11 protein-coding genes are annotated in these 15793 nt (G+C 60.6%); 10 read left to right on the top strand and 1 reads right to left on the bottom strand.

The genetic code is table 11. The features are described from left to right. Positions 1 to 9 precede the first annotated feature (9 nt). A complete protein-coding gene (locus C6366_RS10745; protein WP_107737824.1) occupies positions 10 to 402 on the top strand; it encodes a DUF4150 domain-containing protein in 393 nt (130 codons plus the stop codon). Between the two features lie 68 nt (positions 403 to 470). Further along, positions 471 to 1292 carry a hypothetical protein gene (locus C6366_RS10740; RefSeq protein ID WP_107737822.1) on the top strand — a complete coding sequence of 274 codons (822 nt, stop codon included), beginning with the start codon at positions 471 to 473 and terminating at the stop codon, positions 1290 to 1292. Between the two features lie 174 nt (positions 1293 to 1466). Here C6366_RS10740 and C6366_RS10735 read toward each other — a convergent pair whose 3' ends face one another. Further along, positions 1467 to 1784 carry a hypothetical protein gene (locus tag C6366_RS10735; protein WP_107737820.1) on the bottom strand — a complete coding sequence of 106 codons (318 nt, stop codon included), beginning with the start codon at positions 1782 to 1784 and terminating at the stop codon, positions 1467 to 1469. Between the two features lie 479 nt (positions 1785 to 2263). Between C6366_RS10735 and nagE the strand changes: the two genes are divergently transcribed. From nagE to C6366_RS10700, 8 genes are all read left to right on the top strand, one after another. Further along, entirely contained in the window at positions 2264 to 3814 is a 1551-nt protein-coding gene (gene nagE / locus C6366_RS10730) for an N-acetylglucosamine-specific PTS transporter subunit IIBC (RefSeq protein ID WP_107737819.1), read from the top strand. Between the two features lie 15 nt (positions 3815 to 3829). Further along, on the top strand, positions 3830 to 4783 hold the full coding sequence (locus C6366_RS10725) for a PIG-L deacetylase family protein (protein WP_107737817.1): 954 nt from the start codon (positions 3830 to 3832) through the stop codon (positions 4781 to 4783). Positions 4784 to 5021: 238 nt separating this feature from the next. Next, a complete protein-coding gene (ptsG, locus tag C6366_RS10720; RefSeq protein WP_107737815.1) occupies positions 5022 to 9284 on the top strand; it encodes a PTS glucose transporter subunit IIBC in 4263 nt (1420 codons plus the stop codon). Between the two features lie 76 nt (positions 9285 to 9360). Then, on the top strand, positions 9361 to 10920 hold the full coding sequence (locus tag C6366_RS10715) for a C69 family dipeptidase (protein WP_158269738.1): 1560 nt from the start codon (positions 9361 to 9363) through the stop codon (positions 10918 to 10920). A gap of 262 nt (positions 10921 to 11182) precedes the next feature. Next, a complete protein-coding gene (locus tag C6366_RS10710; protein ID WP_107737811.1) occupies positions 11183 to 13192 on the top strand; it encodes a serine hydrolase in 2010 nt (669 codons plus the stop codon). 5 nt (positions 13193 to 13197) lie between these two features. Then, positions 13198 to 13617: a phosphatidylserine decarboxylase gene (locus C6366_RS10705; RefSeq protein WP_306460426.1), complete on the top strand. Its 420-nt coding sequence runs from the start codon at positions 13198 to 13200 to the stop codon at positions 13615 to 13617. Between the two features lie 296 nt (positions 13618 to 13913). Beyond that, positions 13914 to 14231: a hypothetical protein gene (locus C6366_RS20045; RefSeq protein ID WP_199221485.1), complete on the top strand. Its 318-nt coding sequence runs from the start codon at positions 13914 to 13916 to the stop codon at positions 14229 to 14231. Between the two features lie 12 nt (positions 14232 to 14243). Beyond that, positions 14244 to 15506 (top strand): IS1634 family transposase, encoded by a 1263-nt coding sequence (locus tag C6366_RS10700; RefSeq protein WP_304481810.1) that lies wholly within the window; start codon positions 14244 to 14246, stop codon positions 15504 to 15506. The last annotated feature ends 287 nt before the right edge of the window (positions 15507 to 15793 follow it).

The raw sequence follows: 15793 nt of genomic DNA, 5'->3' as shown, positions 1-15793 counted from the left end.
AGTCGAGACATGTTTGCCCTGACCACCAAGAACACGCAGATCATCTCCAGTCTGGACGTCTGCAAGACCCCGGCCCCGAACGGGCTGGTGACCGTTCCCTATCCGAACATCGGCATGACGGCCCAAGGCAACCCGGCGGCCACCAAGGTCTTCATCGCGGGCATGCCGGCCCTGACCAAGAAATCCAAATGCATGCCCAGCAGCGGAGACGAGCCCGGCACGCCCGGGGGGGTGGTTTCCGGCACGTTCAAGGGCCAGGTGGCCTTCGTCGCCTCGAGCCTGAAGGTGAAGATCCAGGGCAGCCCCTCGGTGCGGCTGAACGATGCCACGACCCATAACAACAGAAACGCCGTGGGCCAGCCGGCCGCGCCGAGTCAGACCAAGGTCAAGGTCAGAAGCTGAGGAAGCATCCTTGTGGCAAGGGCGCGGAAATCAACTTTCCCGGCCATGGGCCGGAAGCGAGGTTCATCATGAATGAATTCCTGGAAAAGAACTGGCCCATGCTGGTCGTCGCGGCCCTGATCGTCATTGCCGTGGCCTTGGCGAACATGATCACCGCAACCAATCTGCCGGGCAAGGGCTTGCAGATCAAGAAGGTGGACAAAACCCCCGTGGAGGCCATGGACATCCATCCCCAGCCGACCATCGGGCTGCTGGTGGACGGGCAGCCTGCGGAAGATCCCTATCTGACCACCCTGGTCATCCGGAACACGGGCAACATCCCCATCCGCGGCCGGGACTACGATGCGCCCCTGGCAATCGAGGTGACCAACGAGCCGACCATCATCCAGGTGCACTATCAGCTCCTCCCGACGGACATGAACATCGAGACCACGCTTTCGCCCAAGGCTCTGACCATTGCCCCGACCTTGCTGAACCCCGGCGACGTGATCATCCTCCAGCTCTTCACCCGGGGCGGGGAGCCGGAGTTCAACGCCGAGGCCCATATCGAGGGGGTCAGGAAGATCTACACCGAGGAAACCTGGAAAGTGCAACGCTGGAGCCAGAGCAGCGGCATGGACTACCTGGCCTTCCTGGTCACGCTCTTCAACGTCATGCTCTTCGCCATCATCCTCAAGTCCAGTTACGATTCCAAATACGTTTTCATCCGCCGCACCACCGGGGTGATCCTGTTCATCGCCATGAGCGTCGTTTTCCTGGCCAGCTATTTCAGCGTGCTCGAGGATCTCCACCGGCCCGTGTACGCGTCCAGCCTGCTGCTGATTGGATGCTCCCTGCTCGCCTTCCTGCTGGCCTGGCTGGTGATGCGCCGCACCGAAATCGCGGAATAGGGGGGAAGAGGAAGGAGGCTGTTTCGCATTCCGGCACGCCTTTCCTTAAGGAAACAGCATGATTCCCTTTTCCTTGTCGCAACGGCTCATGAACTCCGGTCAGCCCTTTTCATGGCGGGGCAGGCATCCTGTCTGCCCCGAGCCAAATCTTCAATAAAGCCGCGGCGAAAGACTTCACTCCAATTCCGACCCGTTTGCATTATTCGGACCCGGCATGCCCGCGTCCCTGGGCATGCCGTTCAGCTCATCCTTCAACGCGTTCAGACGCATGATAAATTCATTGATCTGCAAGAAGGTGTATTTATTGCTGATGGAATTGAGCAGGAGGTTAATGCAGACATCCACCATGGCCGTTGCCGCCTCCTTGTCCATGTCGGGAGATTTGACGAACCTATCCAGATTTTCCAATATCGTGTTGACGGAATCGAAGGAGTGGAACGGAAACGTACTTGTCCTGATCACTTCCATGGCCTGAAGAAAAAGAACATTCACGGGGAAACCTCTTCCTGGTTGAAACGCTTAGGGGGATGGCACTTTCTTGAGATGCCTTTTTTCGCGGATGTCATCATTCCCGAAACCAAGATAGTGCGTCAAGTTTCAGCCACGTACGCTTTAATCGGCAAAACGTAACTGCTCAAACACTCCGGGCAAGTGAACCACACAAAAACACCTGGACCCCGCCCCGGATCGAGTCCGTGGCAGGCTCTGCGCCAGGGTGATGACTGAGAAAACTCGCGAATACGGCACTCCATTCCATAATAATCCGGCGCATTGGGAAATGGACAGCCTGTTTATTTCAACTAGCTGTCCGGAGCGCGCTGCTGTTCGACCCTACGAAGCCCACGAGGCCCGGGCGGAATACGCGACTGAGGAGTGGATGGTCTAAAGAAAGCAAAATATCAACAAATTCATATAAATAGATAGATGTTGCATTTGATGGATTTGCCATCATATCCACCACAAGGAACGACATGAATCCATTGCCGTTTTTACAAAAAATCGGGGCCTCGTTGATGATACCGGTGGCCGTGCTTCCGGCGGCGGCCATCCTGTTGGGGGTGGGGTACTGGATTGACCCCACGGGATGGGGGGCCAACAATGCCCTGGCCGCGTTTCTGATTCATACCGGGGGCGTGCTTCTGGATAACATGCCGCTGCTGTTCGCCATCGGCGTGGCCTTCGGGATGTCCAGGGACAAGCACGGCTCCGCGGCCCTGGCCGGGCTGGTGGGTTTTCTGGTGGTGACCAGGCTTTGCGCCCCGGAAACCATTGCCCAGATCCTGGACATCCCCTTGGCTGACGTGTCCCCGGCCTTCGGCAAGATCAACAACCAGTTCATCGGCATCCTCTCCGGGGTCATCAGCGCCGGGCTCTACAACCGGTTCAGCACCGTGGAACTGCACAAGTCTTTGGCCTTTTTCAGCGGTCGCCGCCTGGTGCCCATTCTGACCTCTTTGGCGATGATCGGCGTCTCCGCGGTGCTCTATGTTCTTTGGCCCATTCTGTACGAGGGGCTGGTGGGATTCGGGAAGACCATTTCCGAGCTGGGAGCGCCGGGCGCCGGGGCGTACGGCTTTTTCAACCGCCTCTTGATCCCCACCGGGCTGCACCATGCGCTGAACTCGGTGTTCTGGTTCGACGTGGCCGGGATCAACGACATCCCCAACTTTCTGGGCGGGGCCAGATCCATTGGTGAAGGTGTAGGGATTCCCGGCGTCACCGGCATGTATCAGGCCGGGTTCTTTCCGATCATGATGTTCGGGCTGGTGGGCGCGGCCCTGGCCTTTGTCCACACCTCCCGGCCCGAAAACCGCGCCCGGACCGCGTCGATCATGTTGGCCGCCGGATTCGCGACGTTTTTGACCGGGGTCACCGAGCCTGTGGAGTTCGCCTTTCTGTTCCTGGCACCCTGGCTGTTCCTGATCCATGCCCTGCTCACCGGCATCTCCCTGTACCTGGCCGCGTCCATGCAGTGGATCGCCGGCTTCGGGTTCAGCGCCGGTCTGATCGACCTGATCCTTTCCAGCCGCAACCCCCTGGCCGTGCGCTGGTACATGCTCATTCTCCAAGGGCTGGTCTTCCTGGCGGTCTATTACCTCTTGTTCCGGTTTTTGATCCTGCGCTTTGACCTGAAGACCCCGGGCCGCGAGGACTCCGCCGGAGGAGAACGTGAAACCGGCCCGGTGGTCACCCCGACCGAGGCCGCCGGGTCGGGCCGGGCTTTGGAGGCGAACCTTCAGGAGCGTCCTCAAGAGCGTCTTCAGGAACATCCTCGGGAGCATCCTCATGAGCTTCTGGCCCGCCAGGTGGCCCAGGCCTGCGGCGGCCTGGACAACCTGGTGTCCATCGACGCCTGCATCACCCGGCTGCGCCTGGAAGTACGCGACGGGGCCCTGATGGACGACGCGGCCCTCAAAAGCCTGGGGGCCAAGGGCGTGATCAGGCCGTCGGCGAACACGGCCCAGGTGGTGTTCGGGGCCCGGGCGGAAAACATCGCGGACCATCTGCTGCGTTGGAAATAGGCGAGCCGGACAGCCGTGATTGCTTCCGCCTATCTGCCCTTTGTCCGCTCGCTCCGGGATGCCGTGCGCGAGGCCGCACTGATTACACCATCGGATACACCGCAAGATACACCGCAAGATACACCGTCGGATACACCGCCGGAAACACCTTCGGATACGCCGTTGGATACTGAGTGCCGACCGCCGGAAATCGAGCCGGAGCGCGCCGATGTGCTCCTGTTTTCTCCGCACCCCGACGATGAAGCCCTGGTCGGCGGCCTACCGCTGCGTCTGGCCAGGGAAGCAGGCCTGAACGTGGTCAACGTGGCCGTGACCCTGGGCAGCAGGGTGGAAGAACGCGCCGTCCGGCGGCTGGAAGCGGAGCGCTCTTGCGCCCTGCTCGGGTTCGGCCTGATTCACACCCGACCGGAAGGGTTCAGCTCGGTGAACCTCACCGCGCGTCACGACAATCCCGCGCACTGGGCCGGCATGGTCCAATGCGTACGGGGTATCCTTCAGGAACACCGTCCGGCCTGCATTTTCCTGCCCCATGCCGGGGACTGGCATTCCACGCATCTTGGGACGCATTGGCTGGTGAAGGACGCTCTTCAGGTCATGGCCGCCAATGGCGAAGCCTTCGGCGGTCTGATCTTCGAGACGGAGTATTGGAGCACGAATCCGGCGCCGAACCTGATGGTCGAATCCAGCCCGGAAGACACGGCCCTTCTGGTGGCCGCGGCGGCCAGCCATGCGAGTCAGGCCGGCCGCAACCCCTATCATCTCCGGCTTCCGGCCTTCATGCTGGATAATGTCCGCCGAGGCGGAGAACTGATCAGCGGCCAGTACGCCGCGGCTCCGGCCATGGACTTCGCCACGCTGTACAAGGTTTCCCGCTGGAAGAACAATGCCTTGCTCGCAACACCAGTCCGCCCGGCGCTTCGCGCCGCGGATCGACTCACCCGGTCGTTGGCAAGCATGCTTTCCGGGTGATATGGCGTCAGTCAAGGGCCATGCTGCTGCCCCTAATACCATTTCTAATTCAAAAATTCTCTTTCGGTATCGGTATCGGTATCGGGATCGATACTGTTTGTTCGCCTATAACCATAATTCGACCCCGATACCGACGCCGACCCCGGTAACTGCATTTTTTTCAAGCGAATAACGCATTACCGAAGTAAAATTGGTATAAAAGGCCACCCAAAACCTCGCGACAAGGAGCATCCCCGTCATGTCCACCTTGACCAATTCCTTCGCCACGTTGCAGAAAATCGGCAAGGCCCTGATGCTTCCCGTGGCCGTGCTGCCCATTGCCGGCATCCTGCTGGGCGTGGGCAGCGCCCAGTTTTCCTGGATGCCGGTGCAGCTCTCCCTGCTGATGGCCGCGGCCGGTTCGGCGATTTTCGGCAGTCTGCCCTTGATTTTCGCTATCGGCGTGGCCCTGGGATTGACCAAGAACGACGGCGTGGCCGCCTTGGCCGCGGTGGTGGGGTACGTGGTCATGCTGGCCACCCTGGGCGTGCTGGCCAAGATTTATCAGCAATGGGACTTCGTGACCCAGACCCTGGATCTGACCATTGTCACCAAGGGCATCATGGGCATCAACGCCATGGATACCGGAGTTCTGGGCGGGATTCTGGCCGGGGCCGTGGCCGCGAAAATGTTCAACCGCTTCTACCGCGTCGAGCTGCCCCAGTATCTGGGCTTTTTCGCGGGCAAGCGTTCCGTGCCCATTGTCACGGCCTTCGCGGCCATTGCTCTGGGCTTCGTGCTCAGCCTGATCTGGCCCTTTGCCGGGACCGGGATTGAGCGGTTTTCGCAGTACGCGGCCTACGGCAACCCGACCCTGGCCGTGACCATCTACGGCTTCGTGGAGCGGCTGCTGATCCCCTTCGGCCTGCACCACATCTGGAACGTGCCCTTTTTCTTCGAGATCGGGTCCTTTACCACCGCGGACGGGGTGCTGGTCCGGGGGGACATCAACCGATTTTTCGCCGGGGACCCCACCGCCGGAATCCTGGGCGGGGCTTATCTGTTCAAAATGTTCGGCCTGCCCGCCGCGGCCATTGCCATCTGGCACACGGCCAGGCCGGAAAACCGGGTGCGCACCGGCGGAATCATGCTCTCCGCGGCCCTGACCTCCTTCCTCACGGGCATCACCGAGCCCATTGAATTTTCCTTCATGTTCGTGGCCCCGGTGCTCTACGCCATCCACGCGGTGTTCGCCGCGGGCTGCCAGCTCCTGTTCAGCCTGCTGGGCGCGAAACTGGGCTTCACCTTTTCCCAGGGCTTCATCGATTTTGCCCTGTTTTTCGCCCTGGACACCAAGCCCTGGCTGGTGCTGGTCTTCGGCCCCCTGGTGGGCCTGATCTACTATGGAACCTTCCGGGTGCTGATCCGGGCCTGGGATCTGAAGACGCCGGGCCGGGAAGACGTTGCAGCCGACGCCGAGATCGACGACCAGGGCCAGGCCGGGAGCCCGACCGGCGACTTGGCCCGGGAACTTCCGCGAAACCTGGTTTCGGCCTTTGGCGGGCGGGAGAACATCGTCAGCCTGGACGCCTGCATCACCCGGCTGCGGGTGGAGGTGGCGGACCCCGCCCGGGCTGACCAGGCCCGGCTCAAGGCCCTGGGCGCGACCGGGGTCATGGTGGTGGGCCGGAACATGCAGGCCATTTTCGGACCCCGCTCCGAAAACCTGAAAACCGCCATGGAGCAGTTTCTGCTCGGCGCGGAGTCAGGGCCAGAAATGTCCGGGCCAAGCATGTCCGGACAAGGCGCGGCGGATCCCGAGGTATCAACGCCCCAGGCAGATCTTCGGCACGAGCCCCTGGTCCTGCTCGCGCCGCTTTCCGGACGGCTGGTCCCCCTGGAAGAGGTTCCGGATCAGGTCTTTGCCCAAAAAATGGTCGGCGACGGCATTTCCATCCAGCCGGAAAGCTCCACGCTGCTGGCCCCCTGCGCCGGGCGGGTGGTCAACCTCCATGCCGGCAACCACGCCCTGACCATCCAGGCCGAAAACGGCCTGGAGGTTTTGCTGCACATCGGCCTGGACACGGTCAAACTGCGCGGCCAGGGCTTCACCCCCCGGGTCAGGCAGGACGACGTGGTCCAGGCCGGAGCGCCCTTGATCGTCTTTGATCCGGACTTCATCTCCCGGAACGCGCCCAGTCTGCTGACCCAGATGGTCGTGGACAATGCCGGGGATGGAGCACTTTTCAGCCCGGCACAGGGCCAGGTCGTGGCCGGGCGGGACGTGGCCCTGCGGATCAGCTTCGCGGCCCAGACCGCAACTCCCGACGCGAGCGAGGCAACGCCCCAGGCCGAGGCGGACGTCCTGGTCTCCGAGCCCGTGGCCATCATCAACCCCAGCGGCCTGCACGCCCGGCCGGCCGCGGTGCTGGCCAACCTGGCCAAGGGATTCCAGGCCGACGTGCGCCTGGTCCTGCACGGAAAAAAGGCCAATGCCCGCAGCGTGGTGGCCCTGATGAACCTGGCCACGAAGCAGGGCGACGTCGTGACCGTGGAAGCCGTCGGCCCGGACGCGGCAAAGGCCTTGCCCGCCCTGGTCCAGGCCCTGGCTTCCGGGCTGGGGGAAGCGGGCGTAGCTGCCAAACCCCAACCTACCACAGGCCCGACCACAGGCACGGCCCCCGTCCCACGCGGCAAAGCTCAAATTCCGCCGACGGTACCGGACGACCCGAACCTGATCACCGGCGTCCCGGCCTCACCGGGGCTGGCCGTGGGCCGGATTCGCCGCAAGCAGGACCAGGTTTTCGATATCCGGGAAACAGGCCGGGAGCCGGACGCCGAGCGCGCTGATCTGCGCCGGGCCGCGACCCTGGCCATGGACGAGATCGAGGCCATGCGCCAAAAATCCGCCCAACCCGATAAGACTGGCAAGCCCGACAAGCCTGGCAAGCTTGGCACGTCGCCCCAAGCGGACATTTTCGCGGCCCACAAGGAATTGCTGGATGATCCGGAGATTCTGGACCAGGCCGAGGCCCTGATCGCCCAGGGCAAGAGCGCGGCCTTTGCCTGGTGCCGGGCCTACACCGCCCAGGCCGAGCAGTTGGCCGCCCTGGACAACGAACTGCTGGCCCAGCGCGCCCATGACCTGCACGACGTGGGACAGCGCGTGCTGCGCTTCCTCACGGGCGCGGTCACCACCAAGGTCGCCTACCCTCCGGACACCATCCTCGCGGCCCGGGACCTAACGCCGTCGGATCTGGCCGACTTGGCCGAACTGGACCAAAACCCGGTGGTCGGCCTGTGCAGCGTCACCGGCGGGGCCACGTCCCACGTCGCCATCCTGGCCCGGTCCATGGGCCTGCCGGCCCTGGCCGGGGTTGACCCGCGTCTTATGGACCTGCCCGAGGACACTCCGGCCATCCTGGACGGGACCAGGGGCGTCCTGCGCCTCAATCCTTCGGACCGGGAAATGGCGGAACTGCGGGCGAACATGGCCCAGGTCGAGGAGAAACGCCGCCGCGACCTGGCGGCCAAGGACGACCCCGCAATCACCGCGGACGGAGTGCGCGTGGAGGTGGCCGGGAACATCGGCGGCCTGGAGGACGCCAAAAAGTGCGCGGCCATGGGCGGCGAGGGTGTGGGCCTGATGCGCACGGAGTTCGTGTTCATGAACAGGGACCAGGCTCCTTCAGAGGATGAGCAGACCGAGATCTACGCCGCGATCCTTGGCGCCGTGGGCGGCAGGAGGCCGGTGGTCATCCGGACCATGGACGTGGGCGGGGACAAGCCCCTCTCCTATCTGCCCATCGCCCCCGAGGAAAACCCCTTCCTGGGCGAGCGGGGCATCCGCATCGGCCTGGACCGTCCCGAGGTGCTCCGCGTCCAACTGCGGGCCGTGATCCGGGCCGCTTTGCAGGTTCAAGCCCAAATTCAGGATCAAGATCAGGGTGCGGGCCAAGACGCAGCCCGGGCCCTGATCATGTTCCCGATGGTCTCCCGACTGGCGGAGTTTCGCGAGGCCAAGGCCCTGTTCGAGGAAGAACGCGAGGCCCTGGAGGGCCAAGACACACCCCTGTCCATCCCCGTGGGCATCATGGTCGAAACCCCTTCCGCGGCCCTGCTGGCCGAGCAGTTCGCCAAGGAGGCGGATTTCTTCTCCGTGGGCACCAACGACCTGACCCAGTACACCCTGGCCATGGACCGCGGCCATCCCCGGCTGGCGGCGCACTGCGACGGCCTGGACCCGGCCGTACTGGCCCTGATCCACAAGGCGGCCCAGGCCGCGACGGCCCACGGCAAGTGGTGCGGCGTCTGCGGCGGTCTGGCCGGCGACCCCGAAGCCGTGCCCATCCTCATCGGCCTGGGCGTAACCGAACTCAGCGTCGGCGCGGCCTCGATCCCCGCGGTCAAAGCCCTCGTCCGCACCCTGAACATGGCCCGCTGCCGGGAACTGGCGGCCCAGGCCCTGAACCTGGATTCAGCGGCCCAGGTCCGGGAGTTTTCGCGGAAACATTGGGCGTGAAGTGAAGGTCAGGATCATGGCGTCAAGAAAATCTGAACATACCCACCCCGAACCCGTCCAAGAGGAGACGAACCCCATGACAACCATCCCCCGTACTCACCGCAACATCGTTCCAGGTATCGCGGTGCTTTTTGCGCTCTCCATTTTTGCTTTTATCTTCGCGCCGTCCGTCCCGGCCAACGCATGCACGACCATCCTGGTGGGCCACGAGGCCACGGCGGACGGCTCGCTGATCATCGCCCGCAATGAAGACAATGTCGGCGCATCCGACGCCCAGAACATCGTCCGCCACGAACCGCGCAAGGAAGCCCTGACCTTTCAGGCCAACGACAACGCCTTCACCTGGGACCTGCCGCCCAACGCCCTGGGGTACGTGGCCTTTCCCAAATGGCAGTCCGAAGGCCAGAAGCTTTTGTCCTTCGAGGAAACCGGGATCAACGACTACGGCGTGGCCATTTCGGCCACGGAGACCATCTTCAACAGCGAGGCCATCCTGGCCGTCGACCCTTACGTGCAAGGCACCGGCCTGACCGAGGACTCCATCACCTCGGTGGTCCTGCCCTATGCCACGTCGGCCAGGGAGGGCATTCGCCTGCTGGGACATGTCATCGAGACCGCCGGCGTCAGCGACGAGGGCTTTGGCGTGGCCCTGAGCGACCGCAACGAGATCTGGTATCTGGAAACGGCCTCGGGGCATCACTGGGTGGCCCAGCGCCTCCCCGCGGACAGCTACTTTGTTTCCGCGAACCAGGGACGCTTCCAGGACGTGGATTTCAATGATCCCATGAACGTGATGACCTCCGCCGGTTTCGTGGACTTTCTGGTGGAACACAAGCTGTACGATCCGGCCGACGAAGCGTTCAATTTCTTCGCCTGCTGCATCAGCGACGGTGAACACGATCACACCTACAACTACCCCCGGGTCCGCGAGTTGCTCAAGCTCTTCTCCGGTATCGAGTACGACCGCATGGACGGGCTGTATCCGGTTTTCGTCCAGCCGGACCGCAAACTGACCGTCCAGGACGTGGCCGCGGGCCTGCGCAACCGGTACCAGGGCACCCCGCATGATCCGTACATGCACCAGAATCCCAAGGAACCCTACCGGCCCATCAGCGTGATGCGCGCCTCCCTCTCCCACATCACCCAGACCCGGCCCGACCTGCCCGGCGACATCGCGGTCATCAACCATATCGCCCTGGGCATGCCCGACCTGGCCGTGTACATGCCCTTCTACAAGGGCCTGACCGTCCTGCCCGCGGCCTACCAGGGCGCCACCGGACAAATCGACGATCATTCCATGTTCTGGCGCTCCCGCAAGATGCAGGCCCTGGTCCTGCAGGACTATCCGCGTCTGGCTCCAGCGGCCCATGAGGCCATCGCGCGGTTCGAGGCGGACCTCGCGGCGAAACAGGCCGCCATGGAAGATCAATACCTGGCGCTGTGGCGTCAAGACATGGACGCGGCCCGGAAGCTGATCCAGAACCTGACCGACGAGGCCGTGGCAAGCCTGGAACGGATGCTGGACGACCTGACCATCCGGTTTGCCAAGGAACTGGGCATGGAAAACCTGACCGACGAGCAGTTCTTTGAACTAATCATGGGCATCGAGAAGAAGTACCACTTCCACGGAGCGTGAGAGCCGGGCGTCATTTCTTGGCTTCGTGATCACTTCCTGACGGCGGGCAGCCGCGTCAAGGCGGCTGCCCGCGGGTTGGAGCAATGATCTATCTTTCTCTCATAATGTCGGTAGCGCCAACCAAACTGGTGCAACCGCACAGCCTTTGCTTCTTGGCGGTTTTTGGCGACATTCTGAAATAAAGCATATTTTCTTATGCTTGGCATGGATCGTGGCAAATCAAGCAATCATCAACACTATTGCACCAACAAGGAGAAACGTCATGAAGCGGATGAAAAGATTTGCCGCTTTTGTTTTCATTTTCTGTCTGCTGTTTGCGCCGCAAGGCGCGGCGGCGGAGTCCGACGCGTACTCCGAAACAATGCGTACGGCCCGGGAAATTCTGTGGAAGACGATCACGTCCGGAGGAGGAAGCTCCGCGACCGTGGCCGTCATGGATGGGGGAAAGATCGTCTATTCCGAGGAGTTCGGCGCAGCAAAGCGGGCGACCAGCCGCCCCGTGAAGGCCGATACCCGCTTCAACATCGGCTCCACCAGCAAGATGTTCGCCGCGGTCGCCATTTTGCTGCTCGCCGACGACGGAAAGCTTGCGCTCGACGACCCCGTGGTGAAGCACCTCCCCGAGTTCGTCATGCGCGACGAGCGCTACCGGGATATCACGGTGCGCATGCTCTTCAACCACTCGTCAGGGCTTCCGGGCTCGACCTTCGTCTTTGAGTACGAGCCCATGATCGAGCCGCATGCCCTGCTGCTGGAGGTTTTGCAAGAGTCCGACCTGAAGCACGCTCCCGGGGCCATGGGTATTTACTGCAACGACGGCTTCACCCTCGCGGAGATGATCGTGGAAAGGCTTTCGGGGATGAAGTTCATCGATTTCGTCGCGGAGCGCATCTTCGAGCCCCTCGGGATGAAGGACAGCGCGGCCAGTGTCGGCGAGACCCTCGGCAACGTCGCATTCTACTATGACATTCCGGCCGGCAGGAAGTACCCTCTGGAGATAGTCCGGGTGCATGCGGCTGGAGGGCTCTCCTCCACCGCGAAGGATTTGTGTCGTTTCGCGGACAGCTTTACCGCGGGGGGGAAGCACATCCTGAGCGAGCCCTCCTTGGAGGAGGTTCTGAAGAGCCAGCCGACCCTCTTCACGGAGCATCTCCGCGGAGCCGCGCTGCTGGACGCCTTCGGGTGGGACTACGCATGGATTCCGGATTACCGGGACAAGGGAGTGCAGGTGCTTGGGAAAAGCGGGGGAACGATGTTTTATTCCACCAACTTCCAGGTCGTCCCGGCGGAGCGGCTTGTCGTGGCCGTGAGCATCTCCGGCAAAACGAACGCCCCGGAGATCTCGCGCGCCATTTTGGACGCGCTGATGAAGGAGAAGGGGCTGCCCGTCCCGGAAAAGTCGCCTCTGAAAAAGAGTGTCGAGCCGCGGCCGATTCCCTCGGAACTCCTCGCCTTCGAGGGAATGTACACCGACGGAACCAGGGCCGTGCGCTTCCTCTTCGACAGGGAAAAGTACGCCCTGAATATTCACCACGTGCTCCCCGCGGCTCCAGATGGTGAGGAGACGCCGCCTCCCTTAAAGCTGGTCCACAACGAGGGTCTTTTCCACGACCTTGAGAAGGGAAGTTCGTATTACTTCATCTCCGAAGGAAAGGACGTCTACCTGATCGCGCGGAAGATTCCCGGCTTCGGCATGAACACCCCTGTTTTCCAGAGGCTGGAGGAAGTCGAGGCTCCAAAACAGCTTTCCATCGATATGAACGGCGTGCTCTGGATGATGCATAACGTCACCCCCAGTGCGCAAATCATGAGCGGAATGCTGATGAGCTGGTCGTCCGTCAGCGACGAACTGCCCGGATATGTTTACGGCTTCGGGATACAGAAGGTCGAGGGGCCCGACTTCGCAAGCATGGCCGCGACGGGTTTTCGCGATCAGCTCTCGCTGCGGCTTTTCCGGAAGGACGGCAAAATTCGCGTGCGGAGCGGGATGTTCGTCTTCTCGCAGGCAAGCGAGGCGGGGGCGCTCGTCAATGGAAAGAACGGAGTTGTGATCGGCCCTGACGGAGAGAACGAGTGGAGGAAGGTCGAGCAGGAGATGATCCTCTCCTTCACACGGCCGGAGATGGGGCGGGTTGTTGCGGTCGCGCCCGCGAACGACGCGGAACTGCTCTACGACAGCGTCGTGGACAACGGGGAGTTCTTCGCTCCGGAAGGAACCTTCGTCTTCCTGGCGGGAGCTCCGGGGGATGTGTTTGAGATCGAGGCAAGGTAGTTTTCATCCGGAAACAAGGTAGAACGTGCTCGCCCCGGCTGATCGACGGTTCCTATTACGCCGAATCGCTTGCCCAGGGCTTTGAGCCGGCCGGTCCCAATGAATCCCAGGGCTACATCACCCAGGTTGCCGCCAGGGCGCTGATCTTCATCGAAGCGGACAACCCGGACATCGGCCTGATGGCCCTCTTGTTCGTGGCCATGGCCGAGGTCTCCTCCAACGAGATCACGGTGTACGAAGGTCAGTACGTCCAAAAGGGCGACCAACTCGGGATGTTCCACTTCGGAGGCTCCCCCCATTGCCTGATCTTCCGCCCGGAAGTGAACCTGGAGTTCGACCTGCACGGCCAGACGCCAGGCCTGCACTCGGAGAACATCCCGGTCCGCGCCAGAATCCCCGTGGTCACGGACAGCCAGGGCGAATGACCGCCTTTTGTGTGCCCTGACCTGCCTGGAGCTGTTCCGGACGGGAGCATTAGTAGTTTGTCCTCTTTTCAGACAGGACTTTAACCGCATCAGGCCAAACTCAACACTTTTCTTAGCAATTTCGGCATGTTAGCCTGCACATTTATGCAAGACTCTACTGGCATGCCTCCAGCATGCCTCACCTACACAAGAAGATGAAAAAGGGCAGGCCCTACTACTATGTCCGGGAGATGGCACGGATCGACGGCAAGCCGAAAGTTACCAACCAAGTCTATCTTGGTTCCCCGGAGAGAATCATGGCCTTGGCAACAGAGGCCGAATCTGCGTTGGAGAGAATTCAGGTTCAGGAATATGGCGCACTGTGGTTGGCCAATTTGATCGATCAGGATGTTGGGATTGCTCAGATCGTGGACGAGGTCGTCCCCAAAGGAAAGAACGAGGCCGGGCCATCTGTTGGCGAGTACTTCCTGTATGCAGTCCTCAACAGGATGGTTGACGCTCAGCCCAAAAGAGCTTTGACGGATTGGTACGGCAAAACTGCCGTCCAACAGGTCAGGCCGGTGGACATCAACGCTTGGCATCCGAGATTTTTTGGAAAAAATGGGATCGGGTAAGTCAAAAACAAATTGAGTCTATCGCAAAGATTTTTTTTCGCAAAGGTGGCACAATTTGAGATATCCCGGTCCGATTACTTTTTTTTCGACACCACCAACTACTACATGTACTTGGCCGGCAATACCGAATCTGACCTGGCTCAGACGGGTAAAAGCAAAGAGGGCCGCTACTGGCTTCGCCAGGTAGGACTTGCCTTGCTGGTGGCCAGGGATACCGGCCTGCCGTTTTTCTATCGCGAATACGAGGGCAACTGCCATGATTCCAAGGTGTTTCAGTGCGTTCTGGAAGACGTTTTGGATGCCATGCGAAAATATGGTCGGCAAGACGTGACTGTGGTCTTGGACAAGGGCATGAATTCCGAAGACGGCATGGCAGTCATTGACGCCATGGACGGCGTGCATTTCGTGACCAGCTACTCCACGTACTTTGCCGAGGAGCTTATCCATGTCGACAGGGAAAAGTTTATCGTTGTGGATACCGAAAAAAATCGGCGACTTCGTGAGCTCGGCAGAGAGGACGATCAATTGACTGCTTGGCGGAGCACCGGGGAATATTGGGGGCAGACGCGCACGGTGATCGTGACCTACCCCCCCCTGACCGCCTCCAAGCAACGGTATAAATTTGAAAAGAAAATGCGAACACTCCAATCGGTTTTATACGAAATCCGATCAAAGGTTCGTTCCAAGTCTGCCCAGTGGCGCAACGAAGACACGATCAGGGAGCGCTACCGAAACATTTGCCGGGATCTGTATCTTCCAGACAGCCTTTACGATCTGAGTTTCACCGTGAAAAGTGGAGGCTTGGTCATGAGCTTTCGCAAAAACTATTATCGAATCGCGCGACATATTGACAGGTTCGGAAAGAATGTGCTGATCACGGACAGAATAGATTGGAGCACTGATGAGATTGTCAGGGCCAGCCGGGACAGGTACATGGTGGAGCAAAGCTTTCGCCAAACCAAGGACCATGACTTGGTCAACATGAGACCCATGCGGCACTGGACGGACAGCAAGATCCGTTACCACATCCTGTGCTGCATTGTTGCTCTCTCCTATCTGCGTCTCTTGGAATTACGTTTGGCCAAGGCTGGGCTGAAGCTCTCAGCTGCCACAACAATGCAGCAGATGCGCGCACTCCATTCATGTCTTTGTTGGAATGCCGGGGCACGAAAAGCGACCCGCAAGCTTGAGGAACCAAGCGACGCCCAGGCCCAGATACTGAAGGCCATGGGCTACGGGGTGAGCAGTGGGGTCTTACAGAAGTTGGCGATTTAACACGCTGGAATCGCTTGCGTTTCCAGGAAAAATGACGTTCAATCTGTTAAAATCCTGATTGATTTTACAATCGTGATGACTTTTATTTTGACATCATGTTTTGACATCGCGCGCGACTCTTACCTCCCCATGAATAAATTTTTGGTGAGCATAAAAACTGAGTTTTTGCGACGGAAACATTGAGTTTTTCACAGCATTTTTGCTTCTAAGTTAGAATATTCACCCAAGTTCAACCTCAACAGTGGTTTTATATTGTTGGGCTAACCAGTTGAGCAGTGTATGATTAT

The organism is Desulfonatronum sp. SC1, assembly GCF_003046795.1.
Classification (GTDB): domain Bacteria; phylum Desulfobacterota; class Desulfovibrionia; order Desulfovibrionales; family Desulfonatronaceae; genus Desulfonatronum.
This window is presented reverse-complemented; position numbering and strand designations above follow the sequence as displayed.

Coding starts and splice junctions, on each gene's coding strand:
- C6366_RS10745 (WP_107737824.1), top strand. CDS start 10: ATGTTTGCCCTGACCACCAAGAACACGCAGATCATCTCCAGTCTGGAC.
- C6366_RS10740 (WP_107737822.1), top strand. CDS start 471: ATGAATGAATTCCTGGAAAAGAACTGGCCCATGCTGGTCGTCGCGGCC.
- nagE (WP_107737819.1), top strand. CDS start 2,264: ATGAATCCATTGCCGTTTTTACAAAAAATCGGGGCCTCGTTGATGATA.
- ptsG (WP_107737815.1), top strand. CDS start 5,022: ATGTCCACCTTGACCAATTCCTTCGCCACGTTGCAGAAAATCGGCAAG.
- C6366_RS10715 (WP_158269738.1), top strand. CDS start 9,361: ATGACAACCATCCCCCGTACTCACCGCAACATCGTTCCAGGTATCGCG.
- C6366_RS10710 (WP_107737811.1), top strand. CDS start 11,183: ATGAAGCGGATGAAAAGATTTGCCGCTTTTGTTTTCATTTTCTGTCTG.
- C6366_RS20045 (WP_199221485.1), top strand. CDS start 13,914: ATGGCCTTGGCAACAGAGGCCGAATCTGCGTTGGAGAGAATTCAGGTT.